At 44.8% G+C, this 20,286-nt stretch carries 15 protein-coding genes; 7 read left to right on the top strand and 8 right to left on the bottom strand.

The window, feature by feature from the left end:
- The first annotated feature begins 238 nt into the window (after positions 1-238).
- Positions 239-1,216: a catabolite repressor/activator gene (gene cra, locus OH456_RS03710; protein ID WP_006069473.1), complete on the top strand. Its 978-nt coding sequence runs from the start codon at positions 239-241 to the stop codon at positions 1,214-1,216.
- A 152-nt stretch (positions 1,217-1,368) separates the two neighbouring features.
- The gene (locus tag OH456_RS03715) at positions 1,369-3,036 is read left to right on the top strand and encodes a glycoside hydrolase family 9 protein (protein WP_270032826.1); all 1,668 of its coding nucleotides are present in this window, start codon (positions 1,369-1,371) and stop codon (positions 3,034-3,036) included.
- Between the two features lie 41 nt (positions 3,037-3,077).
- On the opposite strand, the gene OH456_RS03720 is transcribed toward OH456_RS03715, so the two are convergent.
- From OH456_RS03720 to OH456_RS03745, 6 genes are all read right to left on the bottom strand, one after another.
- Positions 3,078-3,251, bottom strand: coding sequence for a hypothetical protein (locus OH456_RS03720; protein WP_006069475.1), 174 nt, complete (start codon positions 3,249-3,251; stop codon positions 3,078-3,080).
- 163 nt (positions 3,252-3,414) lie between these two features.
- Complete coding sequence (locus OH456_RS03725) at positions 3,415-4,251, bottom strand: carbohydrate ABC transporter permease (protein WP_006069476.1); 837 nt, start codon at positions 4,249-4,251, stop codon at positions 3,415-3,417.
- Entirely contained in the window at positions 4,241-5,245 is a 1,005-nt protein-coding gene (locus OH456_RS03730) for a carbohydrate ABC transporter permease (RefSeq protein ID WP_270032827.1), read from the bottom strand. The genes OH456_RS03725 and OH456_RS03730 overlap by 11 nt, the downstream gene beginning before the upstream one ends.
- Before the next feature lie 26 nt (positions 5,246-5,271).
- A complete protein-coding gene (locus OH456_RS03735) occupies positions 5,272-6,357 on the bottom strand; it encodes an ABC transporter ATP-binding protein (protein WP_270032828.1) in 1,086 nt (361 codons plus the stop codon).
- A gap of 76 nt (positions 6,358-6,433) precedes the next feature.
- Positions 6,434-7,684, bottom strand: coding sequence for an ABC transporter substrate-binding protein (locus OH456_RS03740; protein WP_006069479.1), 1,251 nt, complete (start codon positions 7,682-7,684; stop codon positions 6,434-6,436).
- Positions 7,685-7,802: 118 nt separating this feature from the next.
- Complete coding sequence (locus OH456_RS03745) at positions 7,803-9,911, bottom strand: ADP-ribosylglycohydrolase family protein (RefSeq protein WP_270032829.1); 2,109 nt, start codon at positions 9,909-9,911, stop codon at positions 7,803-7,805.
- Between the two features lie 393 nt (positions 9,912-10,304).
- Between OH456_RS03745 and OH456_RS03750 the strand changes: the two genes are divergently transcribed.
- The 4 genes from OH456_RS03750 to OH456_RS03765 all read left to right on the top strand — a co-directional run bounded on the left by OH456_RS03750 (position 10,305) and on the right by OH456_RS03765 (position 16,481).
- Positions 10,305-11,720 carry a GH1 family beta-glucosidase gene (locus OH456_RS03750; RefSeq protein ID WP_270032830.1) on the top strand — a complete coding sequence of 472 codons (1,416 nt, stop codon included), beginning with the start codon at positions 10,305-10,307 and terminating at the stop codon, positions 11,718-11,720.
- Between the two features lie 89 nt (positions 11,721-11,809).
- Positions 11,810-12,856, top strand: a complete 1,047-nt coding sequence (locus OH456_RS03755) for a substrate-binding domain-containing protein (RefSeq protein ID WP_038221737.1) — start codon at positions 11,810-11,812, stop codon at positions 12,854-12,856.
- On the top strand, positions 12,853-13,854 hold the full coding sequence (locus tag OH456_RS03760; protein ID WP_031497171.1) for a LacI family DNA-binding transcriptional regulator: 1,002 nt from the start codon (positions 12,853-12,855) through the stop codon (positions 13,852-13,854). The genes OH456_RS03755 and OH456_RS03760 overlap by 4 nt, the downstream gene beginning before the upstream one ends.
- A 281-nt stretch (positions 13,855-14,135) precedes the next feature.
- Complete coding sequence (locus OH456_RS03765) at positions 14,136-16,481, top strand: exo-alpha-sialidase (protein WP_270032831.1); 2,346 nt, start codon at positions 14,136-14,138, stop codon at positions 16,479-16,481.
- 51 nt (positions 16,482-16,532) lie between these two features.
- Here OH456_RS03765 and OH456_RS03770 read toward each other — a convergent pair whose 3' ends face one another.
- Positions 16,533-17,924: a glycoside hydrolase family 1 protein gene (locus OH456_RS03770; RefSeq protein ID WP_270032832.1), complete on the bottom strand. Its 1,392-nt coding sequence runs from the start codon at positions 17,922-17,924 to the stop codon at positions 16,533-16,535.
- Between the two features lie 278 nt (positions 17,925-18,202).
- Between OH456_RS03770 and OH456_RS03775 the strand changes: the two genes are divergently transcribed.
- The gene (locus OH456_RS03775) at positions 18,203-19,951 is read left to right on the top strand and encodes an SgrR family transcriptional regulator (RefSeq protein WP_031494116.1); all 1,749 of its coding nucleotides are present in this window, start codon (positions 18,203-18,205) and stop codon (positions 19,949-19,951) included.
- A 49-nt stretch (positions 19,952-20,000) separates the two neighbouring features.
- Here OH456_RS03775 and OH456_RS03780 read toward each other — a convergent pair whose 3' ends face one another.
- On the bottom strand, positions 20,001-20,267 hold the full coding sequence (locus OH456_RS03780; protein WP_031494115.1) for a DUF5062 family protein: 267 nt from the start codon (positions 20,265-20,267) through the stop codon (positions 20,001-20,003).
- Positions 20,268-20,286: the final 19 nt, after the last annotated feature.

Raw genomic sequence — 20,286 nt, forward strand, 5'->3', positions numbered from 1 at the left:
GCAAAATTTTAAAAAAATTCAGCAAAGCGTATTTGCTGTACCGACTTTGCTGTGCTAGTTCCTATGTTCACTGACATTTTTATCTGACAACGTCACTGTAAATATAGGTCAGTTTTCAAAACTGTGAACTTTGCTGAATCCTTTCAGCTTTTATACTGAACCGATTCAGCTTATAATTCAACTTGTCAGTTAGGTTGGAATTCATTTATATGATCCATCGCACAAAAAGGATCGAGTTATGACTTTAGATGAAATAGCGAAGTTAGCGGGGGTCTCAAAGACCACAGCAAGCTATGTAATCAACGGTAAAGCACAGAAATATCGAATTTCTGAAAAAACCCAAAAAAAGGTAATGGCCGTTGTCGAACAGCATAATTACCGCCCAGATCATGCGGCATCATCACTCCGTGCTGGCCATAGTCGTTCATTTGGTTTGATCATTCCTGATTTGGAGAACACCAGTTATGCACGTATTGCAAAACTGCTCGAACAAAACTCTCGTAAAGCAGGGTTCCAAATTCTAATTGGTTGCTCAGATGATGATCCTGAAACGGAAAAACTTGTAGCTGATGCCTTGGTTTCTCGTCGAATTGATGCGTTGTTTGTTGCCAGTGCTATAACAGAAGCCAGTGACTTTTATCTTACGATCCAAAATCGTGGCACCCCTGTGATTGCGATTGACCGTTCGTTGGACGATGAACACTTTAGTTGTGTGATTAGTGAAGATTTTGGTGCAGCGTTTGAACTCACTAACTCGGTTATCGATACCAGCACGCAATCGGTTGGACTTATCGGAGCTCTGCCCGAACTGAATATTTCTCGTGAACGTCAGTTGGGTTTTGAGTCCGCGGCGAAAGATGCGGGTATCGAGTGTTACGTAACGTATGGTGAGCACTTTAATAACGACGAAGGTAAGCGTGTGTTTAGTGACTGGGTTGAGGCGAACTCTATTCCTGATGCTATTGTAACAACGTCTTATACCTTGCTTGAGGGGGTGTTGGATGTCCTTATCGAACAGCCCGAGTTAATGAGCAAGATTAAACTCGCCACATTTGGTGACAACCGTTTATTGGATTTTCTTCCGACCAAAGTAAACTCGTTACCTCAGCAGTTTGAGCTGATTTGCGATAGCGCTTTGGAGCTGGCGTTAAACGCGTCTGCGAAGCGTTATAAGCATGGAGTTGAACTTATTCCAAGGAAACTAAAGATGAGGTAGGTCAGCGTAGCCGTTTTTATCTGAAGTCATTGCTTCACTCTACTTCCCACGACATTTCAAGCAATTAATCGCGGGTTTACTGGAAACCAATCAACCGATTACTAGACTGCTTTCAAACGATATTCTCGGTGGAAGACGGTAAAGGAGTCGCGATGAAAGGTTTGATGATTTGGGTTACGGTGATGTTGTCTTGGGTGACGTACGCCAACGATATTGTCGTTAACCAATTAGGTTATGAACCTTCCGCAAATAAACGGGCGTATTGGGTCGATCCAGAAAGCAAGCACCTTGATCTTCTTGCCATTCCCAATGACGCTAAGGTCGCTCGGTTTCCTCTGACCTACAATAGCCATTTACCCAACGGCAAACCGGTTTATGTTGCTGACTTTTCTGTTGTCGCCGAACCTGGCTGGTATGTCCTAAAATCAGCAGATAAGCGTTCGGTACCCTTCGAAATAAAAAACAATGTGTACCAAGGATTGCAAACTGCTTTAGTACACGCGTTGTTTTTGCAGCGCTCTGGTGAGGCCGTGTATTCACCAGTAACAGGCATGGCGAGGCCGCCAAGTCATATCAAAGACGGTGAGATTTTTCGTGGTGATGAGTTTAACCCTAAAGGGACAGTTATTGATGCTAGTGGAGGTTGGTATGATGCTGGTGACTTTGGTAAATATATCGCCACGGCGACAATTACCGTAGCGAGAATGCTTGAAGCTTATCGACAGTCACCGAATCAGTTTGATTCTCCTAACGGAGCAATGCCCCCAATCTTAGTTGAAGCGCTATATGAGCTGAACTGGATGATGAAGATGCAGCGCAAAGACGGAGCAGTGTATCGCAAGCTATCTGGTGCGACGTGGCCTGCTAAAATTCCACCTTGGTTGGATACCCAAACTCGATATATCTATGGCGTCAGTACGCCAGATACCGCAAAGTTTGCCGCTACACTAGCGTTCGCATCGCGCATCTATCAACCATTTGATAAAACCTTGTCAAAGCAAATGCTCGCTGCGGCAGAATTGGCATGGCGTTATTTAGAGACTCAACCTGAGCAATATATCGATTGGCAAAAAGAGGACGACAGTGGTTCTGGCCCTTACATTTACAACCAGTTTGATAAAGAAATTGCGCTGGAGACCGACGTCGACGATAGAATTTGGGCGGCAGCAGAACTCTATATCACAGCTAACAAAGAGAGTTATCTGTCCTATGTTGAGTCGCATTATTCCCAGCTTGTTGCCACCGGACGCCCAATGCTCGATTTTTTTGAATGGAAAAATCCAGCGCTTATGGGGGTATGGCACGTTATGACTGATACCAACACCAAGTTGGTTGAATCTATGAAAAGGGATCTAGATAGTGTCGCGCGTGATTATGCTAAGAGCGCTCAGCAATCACCCTTCTATGTTGCCAACCGAAAGTTCATTTGGGGTTCCAACAAAATGGTTGCCGAGATTGGTATCTTGCTTGCTTGGAGCGATATTATCTCTGGTAAACGGGATTACCAGTGGTTGGTTCAAGCTCAACTAGACTACTTGCTTGGTGCGAATGGTTTTAATATGAGTTACGTGACCCACTTTGGAACTCATGCGGTAAGACATCTCCATCATTTATATCGAATTGGCACGGGTGTAAGTCTCCCAGGTTTCTTGGTGGGAGGACCAAATATAAAAGGGCAAGCAGGCATCGCGCCTAAAGACTTGGGAATGCTGAGTTATGTTGATGATGAAAAGTCGTACGCTGTGAATGAGTTTGCCATTGACTACAATGCGGCATTAATCGGTTTGCTCGCCGTAATTGACTACTATCAGGAAGAGTAAGATAAGTCACCCTCTTACCGAGTGTAAGAGGGTAGAATTGGTTACTGCTGAGCGCAGTTAATATCGCCTAACGCAGTGCAAATCTCTTTTTCACGCTGAGCGTCTTGCTCCATTTTGTTGCCAATTTCTTGGTTATTGCGATATTCATTTGATGGTGCACAACCTGCGATCACTATAAGAGCGCCCATTGCCAATAGTGCTTGATACTTTTTCATGTTACCACTCCTAATCCTTGGGTCATTTATATTGTAGTTATAAGCAAACACTATAGATTGAAAGAGATGGCTATACAACCATATGAAATTTGGTTGCTGGTGAATTGAGCGGCAGAGGACAGAACGAAGGGCGCTTTGGTATTAAGCGCCCAGCTAGGTATGATTAACCTTTCACGGCTCCTGCGGTTAAACCGTCGATAAGCTTACGAGAGCTGATTACAAACATCACCATTAGCGGTAGCACGGCGATAGCGACACCACTGAAAATTGCGCCGTAAGGAACCAGTCCGGTACTACCTTGCAACGCACGCAACGCGAGCGGAACGGTGTACATTTCCATATCGTTCATAACAACCAGTGGACCCATGAAGTTATTCCATTGACCAATGAATACCACAAGACCCAGCGTACCCAACGCAGGTTTGATCAATGGCACAACAATGCGCCAGTAAATTCCGAACTCGCTACAACCGTCCATTCTCGCCGCTTCAATCAGCTCTCTTGGAATGGCGCTGCCGATATATTGTCTCATCAAGAAGATGCCCATCGCCCCACATGCCATAGGGACATAGAGCGCTTTTGGCGTATTCATCCAACCGAGAATCGACATGATTAAAGCGGTCGGAATCATGCTCAAAAACGCGGGTAACATGAGTGTGCCCATAATGAACACGAACAACATCTTTTTGTATCGAAACTCAAACATAGCAAATGCATAGCCAGCAAGTGAACAAAACAGCAGGTTCAAGGCTGTTGTGATAGCAGCAATGTAGAAGCTCCAACCTAAGTTTTTCCAAAAGTAGGGTAAGTAATCAATGAGCGCGGTTAAGTTGTTGCCTAACTCGTCACCAAACCACAGTGGAGGCGGCACCGACATAATGGCCGTATTATCGTGGGTCGCAAAAACAAACATAAAGTAGAACGGAGCTAACATAACGATCGCACCAAAGGCGACGAAACTGTAGGCGGTGATTTGTCCTGCGGAGAAATTAGTCTTCATCGTTTGCTCCTCGGTTTTTCTCAGAGAACAGTTTGTTGTTGCCCCAAGATAGAGCGGCAATAATCATAAATAGAATCCAAGAGATCGCGGAGGCAGTACCAAAATCACCTTCTTGGAATGCAGTAATGTACATATGCATAGCCGCAGATTTACCGGCTTGGTCTATACCGCCCGTCCCATTGGTAATGATGAAGGGTTCTTCGAAAATTTGTAGACTACCAATGATCGACAGCGTAATCGCGAAGAACATCATCGGTTTAAGCATTGGCAGCGTAATGTAGAAGAACTGCTTTATTCTGCTTGCCCCATCAATGGTGGCAGCTTCATACAGGTCTTTTGGAATAGTTTGCATCGCTGAGAGGTAGAGAATGGTATTCCAACCCACATAACGCCAAAACACCACGAATGAAATCATGCCTTTAGTATATTCGGGCTGATTCCAGTCGATGTTTTGCGTTGGGAAGATCCATGCAAACGGCTCTATACCGCCAATGGAAATAGTACCTATAGAGGTAAGGACCATATTTACTAAGCCATAGTCACGTGAAAATAGCGTAGTAAAGATCATCGCCACCGCAACGGTTGAAGTAATGTAAGGCAGAAAGTAGACGCCGATGACTCCATTTCTGGCACGCTTAAAACTGGTATGGATGAAGAAAGCCAGAGGTATGGCGACTAAGTGTTGTGGAACGCCTGATGCCAGTGCCATCCAGAATGTGTTGTAGAGCGATTTGTGGAACCAATCGTCGGTAAGCGCAAATTGGTAGTTTTCCCAACCCACCCATTCCATCGCACTGAGACCAGCCGCTGGCTCCCAATAATGAAAGGAAAGGTAGAGAGAGAACAGCATTGGGAACACCCCAAATGCTAAGAAAATAATGAAAAAAGGACTAATAAACAGGTAGGGTACCCATTTATGACTCTTGGCTCGCCATTGATGCCAAGTACCAGTATTTTCACTGGGTTTATTGGTAGTGGTTATGCTAACAGACATGTTGGACTTCCTGTAACGATACTCGATTAGGCTGCATGTAAAACTTTGCCTTCGGCATTAAATACATGCGTTCGTTTAACATCGAAAAACAGCTCGATGTCTTCTCCTTCAAGTCGAGTGAGGGAGTCTGACGAATCGATTTCGGCAAGAATTTTGTTGTCACCTAACTGGCAGTGTAAGTGATACATAGATCCTAGAAGTTCAGCGTGAATCAAACGTACTTTAACGCTGGCAATGTTGTCTGACTCAATGGCTTGTTTATTAAGATACAAATCGCTTGGACGCACACCATACTCGATGCCTTCATGTGAATTGTGCAGGCAGCGGTCAAGTTCAACAACTTGATTGCTGATATTCAGGCCACGTGAGTGAGGCATAGTCACGGGAATCATGTTCATTTCAGGACTGCCGATAAAGGTGGCGACAAAACGACACTCTGGGGTGTCGAAAATCTCTTTAGGTGTGCCAATTTGTGCCACATAGCCATCTTTTAAAATCACGACTCGATCGGCAAGACTCATGGCTTCTACTTGATCATGAGTAACGTATAGCGTGGTTGTTTTTAACTTCTGATGCATCGCTTTGATTTCAGCGCGCATGCTGCCTCTTAATTTGGTATCAAGGTTAGACAGTGGTTCATCAAACAGAAAGACAGAGGGAACACGTACCATCGCTCGCCCCATCGCCACGCGCTGTCTTTGTCCACCGGATAAGGCTTTTGGATAACGTTTGAGTAACGGAGTGAGTTCCAAGGAGTCAGCTACGGCAGCAACTTGTTGTTTGATATCATCTTTGCTGCGACCAGCCATTTTAAGAGGAAATGCGATGTTTTGCTCCACCGTCATATGTGGGTAAAGGGCATAGCTTTGAAAAACCATGGCGGTATCACGATCAGTTGGGTGAAGGTCGTTGACTAAGCGGTCTCCGATATAGATTTCGCCCTCAGAAATCTCTTCTAATCCAGCCAACATGCGTAGCGTCGTGGATTTGCCGCAGCCAGATGGTCCCAGAAATACGACAAACTCACCATCGTTAATATGCAGATCAAACTGCTTAACGACTTCAGTTTTGCCGTAGCGCTTTTTTAAGTTCTTAAATGTTACAGAAGCCATAGTTTTCTACTTACCTAAATCGAGCATCACTCCTAGCAATCGCTAGGAGTATGTCTTAAAAATTGATGAAACGGGATTAACGACGAGCGCGGCGCTTAATTTGACGTGCGGCATCTGATAGCGCCTTATCGATCTCTACATTACGAGTCAGTACCGATTGAAGCGCGTCATCGACGATCTGCTCGGCAATAGGATCATGTCGATGTGCCTTAATTGCAGGGATGTTGGCGGCGGCCAGTTTCCACTGCATGCGAGCTTGAGTTCCACCTAAGTATTCAACAGGTTGTTCCATAAATTCGGAATTTTGCGCTTCGATAAGAGAAGGGAAGATATTGAGCTGCTCGAACACTTCCATTTGAATATCAACACGTTGGCTCATGAATTCAATGAACTTCCATGCTTCATCTTTATGGTCCGCGCGTTTTGGAATTGCCAAGAATGAGCCACCCCAGCTTGCAAATGTATTAGCAGGAAGGTCTGCGGTGCGCCAGACGTTTTCTCCCGGAGATATCCAGCCGTTAAAGTGCCCACCAAGCCAAGAGCCCATCATCTGGCTGGCAATATCACCGCGACGCAGACCTTCGGTCCACTCCGTACTCCATGCTTTTACCTGCGCATCGAGATGAGCATCACGCACTTGTTTTGCGAGTTTGAAAGCTTCTTTAAAACGATCAGACTCGACCATGATTTTGTTGTCTTGATCGAAGTAGATAGATTCGCCATCTTTTAGACCAGAGCGGATAACGATATCTTTAATGTCCACCGCGTCTGCAACAAGGTAGGAGCCGGTTTTCTCTTTGATTTTCTTGCCAGATTCAATGAATGAGTCCCAGTCACGTAGCAGTTCTTCTTGGGTCACACCAGCTTTGGCCAATACTTCACTGTGATAGAAAATCGCACCCGGGCCGATATCAACCGGTAAGCTTGATTGCTCGCCTTTGTTGTTTTGGCCTAAAGGTACTGTAAATGGTGAGAAAGTATCAGCAAATGTGCCTGCGTTGTAAGGTGGTTGATTAAGATCTTCCAAGCCGCCTGCGTTAGCGAATCGGCCGATATAGCCCACTTCAATTGCCATTACATCGGGTACGTTCGCACCCGTCGACAGTGAGGTTGTCATCGCTGTGTGGTGATCATCGAATGCCAAGGAGGTTAGGTTGATTTTGATGTCTGGATTCTCTTTTTCAAACATCGGGATCGCCATACGAATTGCCTGGTCGTAGTTTGCAAATGCTGCCACATTTAGCGTCGTTTGCGCCCATGCCGTGCCAGACAGTGTTGCTAGCGCGATAGCAGAGACAAGTTTGGAGTATTTTAATGCTGTTTTCATTGCTCTATCTCTTTCTTATTAGGGTAAGCGCTCAGTTTTTGTTCTTTAGTGCTGAGTCACTTTGTGGTTGATGCTAGCGACCAATTTGGTCGCTAGGTCAGGTAAGCGTTAGTTTGTTCTAGAGTGCGACTACCGTCATATCCGTGAAGTGCACAGGGCCTAATTGGTTGTAAAAACCTACACCGCCAGACTGATAGGTGTCAGGCATGGTTTCATCAATAGACGTCAGAACTTGTTTGCCGTTAATCGAGCAAGCAAACAAATTGCCGTTCACCGAAAGGTCGAAGTGATAGCGCTCGTGTGGTTGCCATTGGAATGGCTCTATGGCGATAACGACATCTTTGCTAAACTCTCTGCGTATCAATGAGATCTGATCATCCGTATTGAGTTCGACTCGGTAGTAACGTTCCAATCCTTGGTAGCGAACTATAGGACCAAAAGCTTGTTTTATCTGAGGCTTAAGCGCGATGGATAAAGAGTAGTCGTGCCAATCTTTACTGCCGTATACGTAGAGGCCAGGGTGAGACGCGTCGTTATTGACTAAGCGGTAGATATCTTGATTGTCGAACTTGATGCAGGTATCCATAGTATTGATAAAGCTGCTTTCCCATATTTCATGGATTGGGTTGCTATCAATGCCTATGGTTTGCGATGGTGTGCCTTGCCAGTCCAATGAATGCAGCTTGATATATCCAGCATCGTTTCCTGAGTGAGGGTTACTAATTTGCAGTCCAACGGTGGCAATCATTACGTTATCGAGTTTTGGTAGGGTCCATTGATGAGTTTGTGGTTGCGTTGACAAGGTGAATGGTTCACTAAAAATGCGTTCAACGTTCATTTGGCTGTCGTAAGTTTCGACGTAGAAACTGACACTGGCGTGGTCATAATCGGTTGCACCTGACACGCTCGCTTCGATAGTTTGAGAAGGATAGAGTGTAGGACTGCCAACTATGTGGTACGACGATTCGTTTACTTTACTATCAAGTGGCGTATGTGTTGCGGTACTCACTTGCAACGGTACACCACATACCAAATGCGAGAAGTCCAGTCGCAGCGCTTGCTCACTGTTGCTAAGGCGTGCGTTTTGGTTGTAGTTCAAGTCAGGGTTAATAGCAAAACCTTGCAATGACCCTTTAGGCGTAAAGTGGAATCTAGGACGTTTGGGTAGGCGCTCATTATGATGTAATTGATGAGCGATCGCATAGAGCTTATCGGCTTCTTGAACTGCATCGAAAATATGATCTTGAATATTGGCACTTGGAAGAAGAATTCTATCCGCGACTGGTGTGCGCCAATCAAAGCCATCATCAAGAGCGGCTAAGCCTAATCGAATACCGTTGAGACAACCTACGTTCGCCGCGTTACAGTCGGTATCCCAACCTAATGTATTCACAATTTTCATTGATTCGTGGAAGCTTTCACCTCCGTAAAGAAGAGATAAAATGATTAATCCATGGTTGGGAATTACATGACAAGTGCCGTCAAACTTGTCGTAGCCATAGTGAGTTTTAAGCTGCGAAAATGCCCAATTCCAATCACGTGGATTCTCTTCATGCCAGCCACGAACAGCGTTAATGACTTCAGCAATTTTCGATTCTTTGGGGATATAACTCAAGCCGAGGTCGATGAGAGCGTGCAAGTCGGTTTCAATAAACGCTTGAGACTCCATAACGGCAAGTAGAACTGCGGCGTGAACGGCTTCACCGTCGTGGCTAACCTTAGCTGCTTCAGTTGCCATCTGCGCGGCTTTATCTGGCATTGCAGGGTTGATGAGTGCCCAGCCATCAATAAAAATCTGTGCGCCTATTTGTTCTGCGACGGTTTTTCCGTTGGTTTCTATTGAGCCACTATGCGGTGCTTCAAACCCATTTCTTAAATTGAGCCAAGCAGTGTGCTCGGTCGATTGTCCATAGCCACCCCACCAAAGAATGGTTTTTCCTTCGATTAAATTATCAAGCCAAGATTGACCAAGATGCTGGCTAGAAAAGTCAGAGCGATACTCATGATCTTCCAAAGCGTGAGTGAACATAAAGGTGCCAGTAATGTCGTCATCACTGACGATAAGAGGATGGTTAACTTGTTCGTTGACGTAGCGGTTTATCTCACCGAATTGGTCAACGATATGCTCGTTAACCCAACCCTCAAAAGGTCGTCCTGCATACACTCCAATTATCTTGCCTAAGATTCCAGCGTACAGCTTTTCGTAATATGTATTATCTAATTTCATTGTTGCTTAAGGTCTCTATATAAATCCGACTGAATATGGACATGACAAACATGCAGCGAGTGAATTTCTAAATTTATGCTAACGAACAATAATGAGATGTTTTGTGATCTAATCCACCATGTCTAATTTATAAAACTAACGGGTATGAAATATTTTTCATCATAACTATTTGATTTATGTGGTTAAATTGTGAAAAATAAAAAGATATTTCATGGCTTTGTTGTATTTCTAAATATGGTTCATGGTTTCGATATAAATAAAATCTGCAGCAGAAGTAGTGAGACAGATATCACTCAATTAGCACATTAATTTGTTTAGCCTTGAGTGATTACAAAGCAAGCGTGAAGTGTTGTAAGTCACACAAACCAAAGCAGATGAGATTAAGGAGAAACGATGGCTTTCAAAGATGATTTTATTTGGGGGGCTGCTGCCGCCAGTTATCAAATTGAAGGTAATACCCAAGGTGTTGATGGCTGTGCAGATTCCGTCTGGGACATGTGTTCTCGCCGTGATGGATTCGTAAAGGGTGGAAACACAGGATTTATGGCTTGCGATCACTACAATCGCTATGAAGAAGACGTAAAAATCATGCAGTCAATCGCTCTACAAGCGTATCGATTGAGCATTATGTGGCCAAGGGTGATGCCAGAAGGAACTGGTAAAGTGAATACTCAAGGGTTGGATTTTTACGACCGTTTGGTAGATGAGTTGCTTGCTAAAGGCATTTCACCTTGGGTGACGTTATTTCATTGGGACTATCCGATGGCGCTGTTCCACAAAGGTGGATGGTTAAATGACGACTCTAGCGATTGGTTCGCTGAATATACTCGAGTGATTGTCGACCGTTTGTCTGATCGAGTGGAAAACTGGTTTACGTTAAATGAGCAAGCATGTTTCATTGGGCTTGGCCACCAAACCGGAATGCATGCCCCTGGTCTTGAACTCCCTGCGAAGGAAGTGAATCGTGCGTGGCACAATGCACTACTTGCCCACGGTAAAGCGGTACAAGTGATTCGGTCGAATTCGAAACGTCCAGCTAAGGTCGGGGCAGCACCTTGTTTCCGAACCGCTGTACCTATGACCAACAGCCCAGAAGATATTGCAGCTGCAAAAGCGCATACCTTTAATGTTATTAATAAAGAAATGTTTAACGCGAGCTGGTGGATGGATCCTGCATTCAAAGGTGAATATCCAGAGGATGGATTGGCATTATTTGGCGCTGATGCACCTATTATCAAACCTGGTGATATGGAAACCATTTGTCAGCCTTTGGATTTTGTTGGAATTAATGTCTACAGCTCGGAAATGGTACGTGCAGCAACCGATGGGACACCAGAAGTTGTGGAGTATCCGAATAACTATCCGAAGACCCATTTCGATTGGCCGATTACGCCTGAAGCACTCAAGTGGGGCACTGAATTTTTGTATGAGCGTTATAACAAGCCGATTATTGTCACCGAAAATGGACTTAGCACCAATGATTGGGTCAGTTTAGACGGTAGAGTGCATGATACGACTCGCATCGACTTCTTGCATCGTTACTTATTAGGTTTGAAAGAAGCGGCCGCGAATGGTGTCGACATCATGGGATACTTCCAATGGTCAATACTCGATAACTTTGAATGGGCGGAAGGTTACAAGCAGCGCTTCGGCTTGGTTCACGTTGATTATGAAACGATGAAGAGAACGCCCAAGGAATCTGCACTTTGGTATAAGTCAGTGATCGAATCAAATGGCGCGTCATTAGGAGAGACGAGTGCGTTGCAAGGCTGGATGAAACCGAGCGACTTTAACCGAAATACTTGTTAACGCTCTCGGTTTGACCCTGCCGTTTCGAGTAAGTTATAAAGCGTCTATGTTTAGGCGCTTTTTTTATGGGCGCTGATGTTGGTAGAACCATGAAAAAAGAAAAGGAAAGCAAAGTTACCTTAACCGAGGTAGCAAAACGAGCGGGTGTCTCTCCAAGTACTGTTTCTCGTTACTTAAATCGAACCAGCTTCATTGCTAAAGATAAAGTGCGTGCTATCGAAGAAGCGATGTTTGAGTCTGGGTTCAAGAGTAAACCTCGAAAATCGCAACCTATTACCAAGCGCAGTATGTCGATTGGGGTTGTCGCTGCATCATTTGATAGTCCACATATCGCAAGAATATTAAAGGGCATGGACAGTACTGTACTCAACCACTCATACCAGATCATTGTTGAAACGAGCCATTGGAATAAAGCCCGTGAAACTGAAATCCTCAAACAGTTTAAGCAGCGAAATGCCGATGCTATTGTGTTAATTGGTAGCTACCTCAATGATGCTGAAGTAAAAACGATCCTTGGCAAAACGCCGGTGTTACTACTGGGAAGTCCGGTCTATCTAGCTCCTACAGATAGCATTACTGGTATTCCTCAAGTCTTAGTCGATAATGAGCTTGGTGGGTACTTAGCGACCAATCATTTGATTCAGTTAGGTCACACCAGAATCCTTCATCTTCGCGGAGCCATCGGTAATAACGATTCTGACGAGCGGGTAGTCGGGTATAAACGCAGTTTGGAAAAAGCGGGAATCGAGGTGCTGGATGAGTTGATTGTTGAAGGTGAATTTAAGTCAGAGCAGTCGCTTGAAGTGGTTAAAGAGACAATAGAGCAAGGGATTGAGTTTACGGCTATCTTCGCGTCTAATGATGAAAGCGCTTATGGAGCAATTCAGGCATTACATCAAAAAGGCTATTCTGTTCCGGATGACATTTCACTCATAGGTTTTGATGATCTGCCATTTTCCAGCTACCTAATTCCACAACTCACCACGGTTAAACAGCCACTCGAAATCATGGGATCTATTGCGATACGTTATGCTCTTGATTTGATTAGTGGAATTAAGCCAAACTACCAAGTCCCTCCTGTGGAGGTAATTGTCCGAAATAGTACACAAAGGAATGCGGTGAAATCGGCCATATGAAAGAGAAAAAAGCCACCATATACGACGTTGCTAGAAAAGCTGGCGTTTCGCCAAGCACCGTCTCACGTTATTTAAATCGAACGACCTTCATCGCTAAAGACAAAGTCGACACCATCGAAAAGGCTATCTTTGACCTTGGTTTTAAACCTAAAGGTCGTAAAGCCCAGCCTAAGACAAAGCGAAACATGAAGATCGGTGTTGTTGCACCTTCATTTGATACCCCTTATGTAAGCCGCATCCTATATGGCATGGATCGTAGAATGCGTAACCACAGTTACGATATTATTATCGAAACCACGAACTGGGAACAAAGCCGTGAACGTCACGAGCTTCAAGATCTGGTTTCACGGCAAGTGGATGGCATTATCGTTGTCGGTGGTGATTTGGCAGAAGAAGATATCGCAGCACTAACAGGGAAGATCCCGACATTATTGATGTGTCGTAGAGGTAAAGGAATTTTGCCTCTCATAAACGTTGATAATGAAATGGGGGGATATCTTGCCACTAACCATTTGGTTCAGCTAGGTCATAAGAAAATCATGCATTTGACGGGACCAAGTGGCAATATTGATTCTGAGAACCGTATTGCTGGTTATTTGCGCTCGCTGAAAAATGCAGGGTTAGTGGCAGAACCCGGTATGGTTATCGACGGTCACTTTGAATCAAGAAATGCTTTCCAAAACCTTACGACTGCATTAAAGGGCGGTGCCAAGCCCACTGCAATATTTGCAGCTAATGATCATAGTGCGTTTGGCGTAATTCAAGCATTGCATCAGTACGGTTTACGAGTCCCTGAAGATGTTTCGGTAATTGGTTTTGATGACCTTCCTATTGATGAATACTACATTCCTCGTCTAACTACAGTACGCCAACCATTTGCAGAAATGGGTGAGATCGGTGTCAGATATCTACTCGATCTTATCAGTGGCAATAAACCAAATTACGACATCCCCCCTGTGCAAGTTATCATTCGAGACAGCACTCAAGCACACAGCTAATTGGTGCGCCCTTAGTGGATCTGGGCGCATTTTCGTTACCTTCTAAACGTTGCTATTGTCCTTTTAGTTATTAAATGAAAATATATTTTTTTGCGATCTTGATCGATGAAGTAAATTTTTATTAATGCAAAAGTAAACTAGGCTGTATGACATGCTAGTGACCATTTTGCGTCACTCAGTTTTTTATTCAGGCCTACTTTGTTGTGATTCAGAGCGTTGTCGAGTCGTTGTCGCAAAGTAACACCATGAGTTAGTTTGGATTTAGACAGAAGGGAACAAATATGGTTTTTAGGATAAACCGACAAGCAGTTTGGCTCGTTATGGCAATAGGTACCGCTCCGCTGGCAAACGCAGAGCTGTTTGATTACATGGCAACAACTGACCCCGTCAAAGATCAGCCAAGTGAACAAGGCTGGATTGCAGATCATAGCCAAAGTGGTAGTGGTGCGCTATCAACAGTAGATGGGGTGACAGCATGGGTCGCTCAAGGTGAAGGCGGACGAGCACAGTGGAAAACGGTGTTATCTGACGCGTTAAAGAGTCAAGCAACGAACTACGGCTGGAGGTTATCGACTGAAATGCGCGTGGTTAGTGGCGGCATGATCACCAACTATTACGCCGATGGCAGTCAGCGTGTGTTGCCAATTTTATCCATAAACAGTGCTGGTGAGCTGGTGGTGGAGTTTGAAGGTCGAAGTGGTACTACTGTACTGGCGACAGGCGCGGCGGCAACGGACTACCATAAGTACGAATTGGTCTTTCACCCGGGGGATAACCCTAATGCGAGCTTTTACTTCGATGGACAGCTAATTCTCGATCAGATATCTCCTTCACCAACGTCACAAAATATGTTGGTGTGGGGTAACGGCTCAACCTATACCGATGGTGTCTCAGCATACAAGAATATAGAGTTCGAAGTGCAAGGCGATGTGATTTTCAACGGCCCCGATCGCATACCATCTCTAGTTGCGAGCACAGAAACACCCGGTGTGGTGACAGCCTTTGCAGAGAAACGAGTGGGGGGAGGTGACCCAGGTTCAACCGCCAACACCAATGATATTATTACTCGCGTCTCTACCGACTCAGGGGTGACATGGAATACTGAATTGAACTTAACCGAGCAGATCAACGCTAACGACGACTATGATTTCTCTGATCCTCGTCCTATTTACGATTCAGCGTCTGACAGTGTTATTGTTTCTTATGTCCGTTGGCCGACTGACGCCGCGCAGAATGGCGATAAGATCAAGTCATGGATGCCAAGTGGGGTCTTCTACAGTACCTACGATATCGCTACTTCAAATTGGCTGGCTCCGGTGGATGTGACTCATCAAGTGAAGGAGCACAGCTATCAAATTGCAGGTTGGGGAGGTTCAGAGCTCTACAGTAAATCAGCCACTCTAAACAGTAATCAGGACTGGCAGTTGAATGCCACACTACGAATCTTTGACGGTGCTGCTAACCGAATACAGGCGGCAGATGGAGCTCGTACTTTTGTGGTGACGTTTGCTGTAGACCCGTCAGGACAGCTTACCGCGCAATTAAATGGTGAGTCTTCGCCTGTTGTTGTCGCGCTAAGTAGTGGTGATGTGTATGGTTTTCATCAATACCAAATTGCCTATTCAGCCCTGAGTAATCAAGCGTCTCTATTGGTCGATGGCAATACTCTGGCTAGTTGGTCAGGTGAAACGTCGAGTAGCAATCTTGTGGAGTTTGGTAACGCAGACAGCAGTGTTGATGGCCGAATTCATCTACAGGATATCGCTCTTGAGCAATCAGGTGTGATCTTGGTTAGCCTAGATGCGGCTTATTTAGCTCAACAAGATCCAGCGAGTACCACGACTGACCTAGAACAATTAGGTTGGAGCAAACAGAAGTCCGGCAATACCATGAGCTTTTACGGACACGCCAGTGTGAACCCTGGGCCTGGTCACGGGATCCAGCTTGAACGACAGCAAGCGATTGCTGGTAGTCATAATGGACGTCTAATATATCCCGCTATTACACTAGACCGATACTTCTTAAACGTCATGTCTGTGTACAGTGACGACGGTGGTCAAAACTGGCAAACAGGGGCAAGCTTACCGCTTCCTTATCGTTGGAAGAGTGCGAGCAGTTTGGAAACGCTTGAGCCGAGTGAATCGGATCTTGTTGAACTAGATAATGGTCATTTGCTCTTGACTGCACGCCTTGATTTTAACAAGACCGTAAGTGGTGTTAATTACGGTCCGCGTCAACAGTTCTTGAGTGAAGATGGCGGTAAAACATGGGCTATGCTCAGCGGTAACAATGCCGATGTTTTCCCAGGTATAAGCTCTGGAACCGTCGACGCTTCAATTACTCGCTTCGAAGAAGCGGATGGTAGTCGATATCTGCTGTTCACCAATCCCCAAGGTAGTCCGTCTAGAGCGAGCAATCGTCAAGACTTAGGTTTATGGTTTAGTTTTGACGAGGGCAACAGCTGGAAAGGTCCAATTCAATTGGTCGAAGGTGCATCGGCTTATTCAGATATTTATCAACTTGATGCTGAAACAGCAATTGTGATTGTCGAAACCAATAGTTCCAATATGCGTATACTGCGAGTGCCTGTCACTTTGCTAAAACAAAAGGCGTTGGCGCTGCCTTAAAAAGCGCGTAAACAAAAGCCAGACCTGTTGTCTGGCTTTTTTTCATTTGGGTTATTCGCTTAGTGATTTACCTTGGGTTTTAATCACTTCTTGATACCAATGGAAGCTTTTTTTACGCTTACGTTCTAGTGTGCCGTTGCCGTCATCATGACGGTCGACATAAATGAAACCGTAACGCTTACTCATTTCTGCGGTGGAGTTCGCTACAAGATCGATAGGACCCCAACTAGTAAATCCCATTAATTCAACACCATCTTCAATCGCTTCTCTCGCTTGTACTAAATGGTCATTTAGGTATTTGATGCGGTAGTCATCTTCAATGTTGCCATTCGCATCAATTTCGTCTCTTGCTCCTAAACCATTTTCTACAATAAACAACGGCTTTTGGTATCGGTCGTGCAGGAAGTTAAGCAAAATGCGCAGTCCTTTCGGATCGATCAACCAACCCCACTGGCTTTTCTCCAGATATGGGTTCGGTACACTGTCAACGATGTTACCTACTTCTTTTTGCTTTGGATCGGCACTTGCACAGCCGCTGGCGTAATAGCTAAACGAAATGAAGTCGACTGACGCTTGTGCGATGGTCTCTAAATCTTCGTCGTGAATATCGAGTTCAATTTGGTTTTCACGGAAGTAACGCAACATGTAGCCTGGGTATTGACCACGAGTTTGTACATCTCCGAAGAAGAGCCATTTGTTATTTTCGTGCATCGCTGCGATCACGTCATCAGGGTTGCACGTGTACGGGTAGTTTAACGCGCCTAACAGCATGTTACCGATCTTGCCATCTGGAACGATCTTTTGGCACAGTTTTACCGCTTTGGCATTGGCGACCAACTGATGATGGATAGCCTGATAGATTTCTTGTTCTGTAGCATCTTCTTGCAAACCTACACCGGTAAAAGGTGCGTGCAATGACATGTTGATTTCGTTGAATGTCAGCCACAGTTTCACTTTGTCTTTGTAACGTTCAAACACCGTTGTAACGTAACGTTCAAACATCTCAATCAGTTTTCGATTACCCCAGCCGCCGTAGTTTTCTACTAACGCGTAAGGCATCTCGTAGTGAGACAAGGTCACGAATGGTGTCATGTTGTACTTCGCTAACTCATCAAATAGACGGTCGTAATAAGCGAGTCCCGCTTCGTTTGGCTGTGTGTCGTCACCATTTGGAAAAATGCGAGTCCAAGCGATAGAAAGTCTCAAGCAGTTAAAGCCCATCTCATCAAAAAGCGCAATGTCTTCTGGATAACGGTTGTAGAAGTCGATAGCAAGATCTTTGATACCAGGAGTACGTTCATCGCGAGTTTGATGAGGACTCAAAATGCCTGAAGGCAGCATGTCTGAGGTCGAGAGTCCTTTGCCATCAAGGTTATAAGAACCTTCAACTTGGTTGGCAGCAATGGCACCACCCCACAGAAAGTTATCCGGAAATTGAGTCATATGAAACCTCTAAGCTTATTTGCTTTATTGATTTGGATTTGTCGCTAATGAGCTTGCTGCAAGCAACAATCTGTAAGTAAAACTACTATAGACCTAGTATTGATTAATATGAGGAATGAAAAAAGAGTGAATGTTTTTGTATAATCTTCCTCAATATGTGTTTATTAGCGAATTTTAGTGCTAAATAGAGGTGGCGGGATTTAAATGAGGAAGAAAATGTATCGTAATTTTCCTGACTGTGCTTCGAAATCAGCACGCTTCTGTAATTGAGGGATGAAATGAAAGACCAGCGCGCACTGCATTATTATGAACGTTTACTGCCTCTAGGAACCAAATGTGATGTGTTTATTTCTCTGTCTGAGGTGGCAGAAAAACTTTGTACTACGACTCGTCACAGCCGCACCTTGTTGCAAGAGCTTCAACAGCGACAATGGCTTACCTGGCAGCCCAAAGTCGGGCGAAATCAGCGCTCGGTAATACACCTTGCTTTTGAACGTGCCGAAATTCGCCAAGTATTAGCTCGAGTGCAGATTGAAGCTGGATACTATGAAAATGCGATGACGTTCCTCGAAGATGACCAACAGCAGTTTGCCGCTTTATTGCGCCAAACTTCAGGTGCGATCGTTCGTGAAGATCAGCTGCATATTCAACTAACGTATCGACGCGTATTCGATGAACTGTTGCCTCACACTCCATTGAGAAACAGCGAGCGATTCTTAGTAAGGCAGGTTTATGCTTGTTTGACAGGGTGTGACAAAGAAGGGCAGTTAACCCCTCAGCTCTCTCACGCGTGGACCAGCAATGAAGACGCTACCATTTGGCGCTTTTATATTCGCCCGCAACTTAAATTTCATTCCGGTGAGGTTATCACCGCCGCACTCATCAAAGAGCTATTTGAGCAATTGCACGGGCTTCCAGAATACCGCGAAGAACTGTCGCATGTGGTGACTATCTCCTTTACAAAGCAAAGTGTGACGTTTGAACTTAGTAGTCCAGATCTAGGCTTTGCAGCATTGCTCTCTGACTTGCGCTATTCCATTCAACCTCCTAAGCAAATCAGTTCCCCCATAGTAGCAACCATAGACGGTTCTGGAGCTTTCCAAGTCGTTGAGCAATCGGACGAGCGTTTAAGGTTACAAGCGAACGACTTTTATTTTGGTCTGCGTTCTTTGACCGACACTGTGACGATTTGGCAATTAGCCAATACACCAAGTGAACGTATTCAGTTAGGTCATTATGATCAGCCTAATCTTCTAGATCGGCCTGACTATTTAATAGAAAACCGCAGTGATGTTCAGGAAAGTACCCAGACCAGAATCGAAAATGGATGCCTGTATATGTTGTTCAATACAGCCAGTCAGCAACAGTTAACCCTCGCACAGCGGCGTTGGTTGGCGAGTGTGCTCTCACCTGAAACGATATTACAGCATGATCAATTGTCAGAACTGTTAATGGCGTCGATTCCAGCTCACAACTTTCTACCTAGTTGGACACAGATTAAACCTTGTCAACCAGAGCCGGCATCGCTTCCAAGTTGTCTGGATATAGCAGTCTACGACCATCTGGTAATAAAAGATTGCGCTCAGGTGATGAAACATACTTTGAATCAAATGGGTATAGACTGCACCATCAATGTCTACTCGTTAGAAGAAATGCATAAGTTGTCACAACACCGTCAGCTCAGTGAGCCTTTAGTGATTGCCAGTTTTAATGTAGATGACAACTTGCCGATTTCTGTGTATCGATGGTTGATGTCAGATTCTATCTTACACCAAGGTTTATCGGACGATGCATCTGCGTGGCTAAGGGCAGAAATGATCAGCCTTCGTGAAAGTAGCCAAGTAACTCAGTATTTAGCGAAGCTAGAGTCTATTGCCACAACGATGCATTATCAGAACTGGCTCACGCCGCTGTTTCACCACAGACAGACACTGCGTTGGAAAGGAGTGTTGCAGGGAGTATCCATTACGGATTGGTCGTGGCCAGATTTTAGAAATGTTTGGATAGAAGATGAGTTAGAGCAATAGAGAAGATGTCATGGAGCTTATAAAAAGGGAGTGCTCCATGACGTATTCGTTATTTCAGAGGGTCATTGTCGGGTAAGGCACTGTGGAGCCAAATAGCGAGTCGTTTTTTGATGTGAGGTCCATCTTCTTTGTCTTCCGGGAGAGGGACGATTTGTTTTACTTCTACGAGAAAGTGATAGAGAGCTTTTGCTTTCGTTGCTGGTGTCGCTGATTGATCCTGAATGGGATATCCCTGCATTGCTGCCATTTTGCAGCCAACTTCCAATGCCTTTTTGAATAACTTGTCTTCGTTCTCAAGTTTGGTTGTTTTTGACATCTGTTTACCTCGTACACTG

This window comes from Vibrio sp. La 4.2.2, from assembly GCF_027586995.1.
GTDB classification, from domain to species: Bacteria; Pseudomonadota; Gammaproteobacteria; order Enterobacterales; family Vibrionaceae; genus Vibrio; species Vibrio mediterranei.

What these genes read in the sequence shown, in the direction of transcription:
- OH456_RS03775 (WP_031494116.1), top strand. Translation starts at nt 18,203, where the DNA reads ATGAAAGACCAGCGCGCACTGCATTATTATGAACGTTTACTGCCTCTA.
- OH456_RS03715 (WP_270032826.1), top strand. Translation starts at nt 1,369, where the DNA reads ATGAAAGGTTTGATGATTTGGGTTACGGTGATGTTGTCTTGGGTGACG.
- OH456_RS03745 (WP_270032829.1), bottom strand. Translation starts at nt 9,911, where the DNA reads ATGAAATTAGATAATACATATTACGAAAAGCTGTACGCTGGAATCTTA.
- OH456_RS03735 (WP_270032828.1), bottom strand. Translation starts at nt 6,357, where the DNA reads ATGGCTTCTGTAACATTTAAGAACTTAAAAAAGCGCTACGGCAAAACT.
- OH456_RS03770 (WP_270032832.1), bottom strand. Translation starts at nt 17,924, where the DNA reads ATGACTCAATTTCCGGATAACTTTCTGTGGGGTGGTGCCATTGCTGCC.
- OH456_RS03765 (WP_270032831.1), top strand. Translation starts at nt 14,136, where the DNA reads ATGGTTTTTAGGATAAACCGACAAGCAGTTTGGCTCGTTATGGCAATA.
- OH456_RS03780 (WP_031494115.1), bottom strand. Translation starts at nt 20,267, where the DNA reads ATGTCAAAAACAACCAAACTTGAGAACGAAGACAAGTTATTCAAAAAG.
- OH456_RS03755 (WP_038221737.1), top strand. Translation starts at nt 11,810, where the DNA reads ATGAAAAAAGAAAAGGAAAGCAAAGTTACCTTAACCGAGGTAGCAAAA.
- OH456_RS03725 (WP_006069476.1), bottom strand. Translation starts at nt 4,251, where the DNA reads ATGAAGACTAATTTCTCCGCAGGACAAATCACCGCCTACAGTTTCGTC.
- OH456_RS03740 (WP_006069479.1), bottom strand. Translation starts at nt 7,684, where the DNA reads ATGAAAACAGCATTAAAATACTCCAAACTTGTCTCTGCTATCGCGCTA.
- cra (WP_006069473.1), top strand. Translation starts at nt 239, where the DNA reads ATGACTTTAGATGAAATAGCGAAGTTAGCGGGGGTCTCAAAGACCACA.
- OH456_RS03730 (WP_270032827.1), bottom strand. Translation starts at nt 5,245, where the DNA reads ATGTCTGTTAGCATAACCACTACCAATAAACCCAGTGAAAATACTGGT.
- OH456_RS03720 (WP_006069475.1), bottom strand. Translation starts at nt 3,251, where the DNA reads ATGAAAAAGTATCAAGCACTATTGGCAATGGGCGCTCTTATAGTGATC.
- OH456_RS03760 (WP_031497171.1), top strand. Translation starts at nt 12,853, where the DNA reads ATGAAAGAGAAAAAAGCCACCATATACGACGTTGCTAGAAAAGCTGGC.
- OH456_RS03750 (WP_270032830.1), top strand. Translation starts at nt 10,305, where the DNA reads ATGGCTTTCAAAGATGATTTTATTTGGGGGGCTGCTGCCGCCAGTTAT.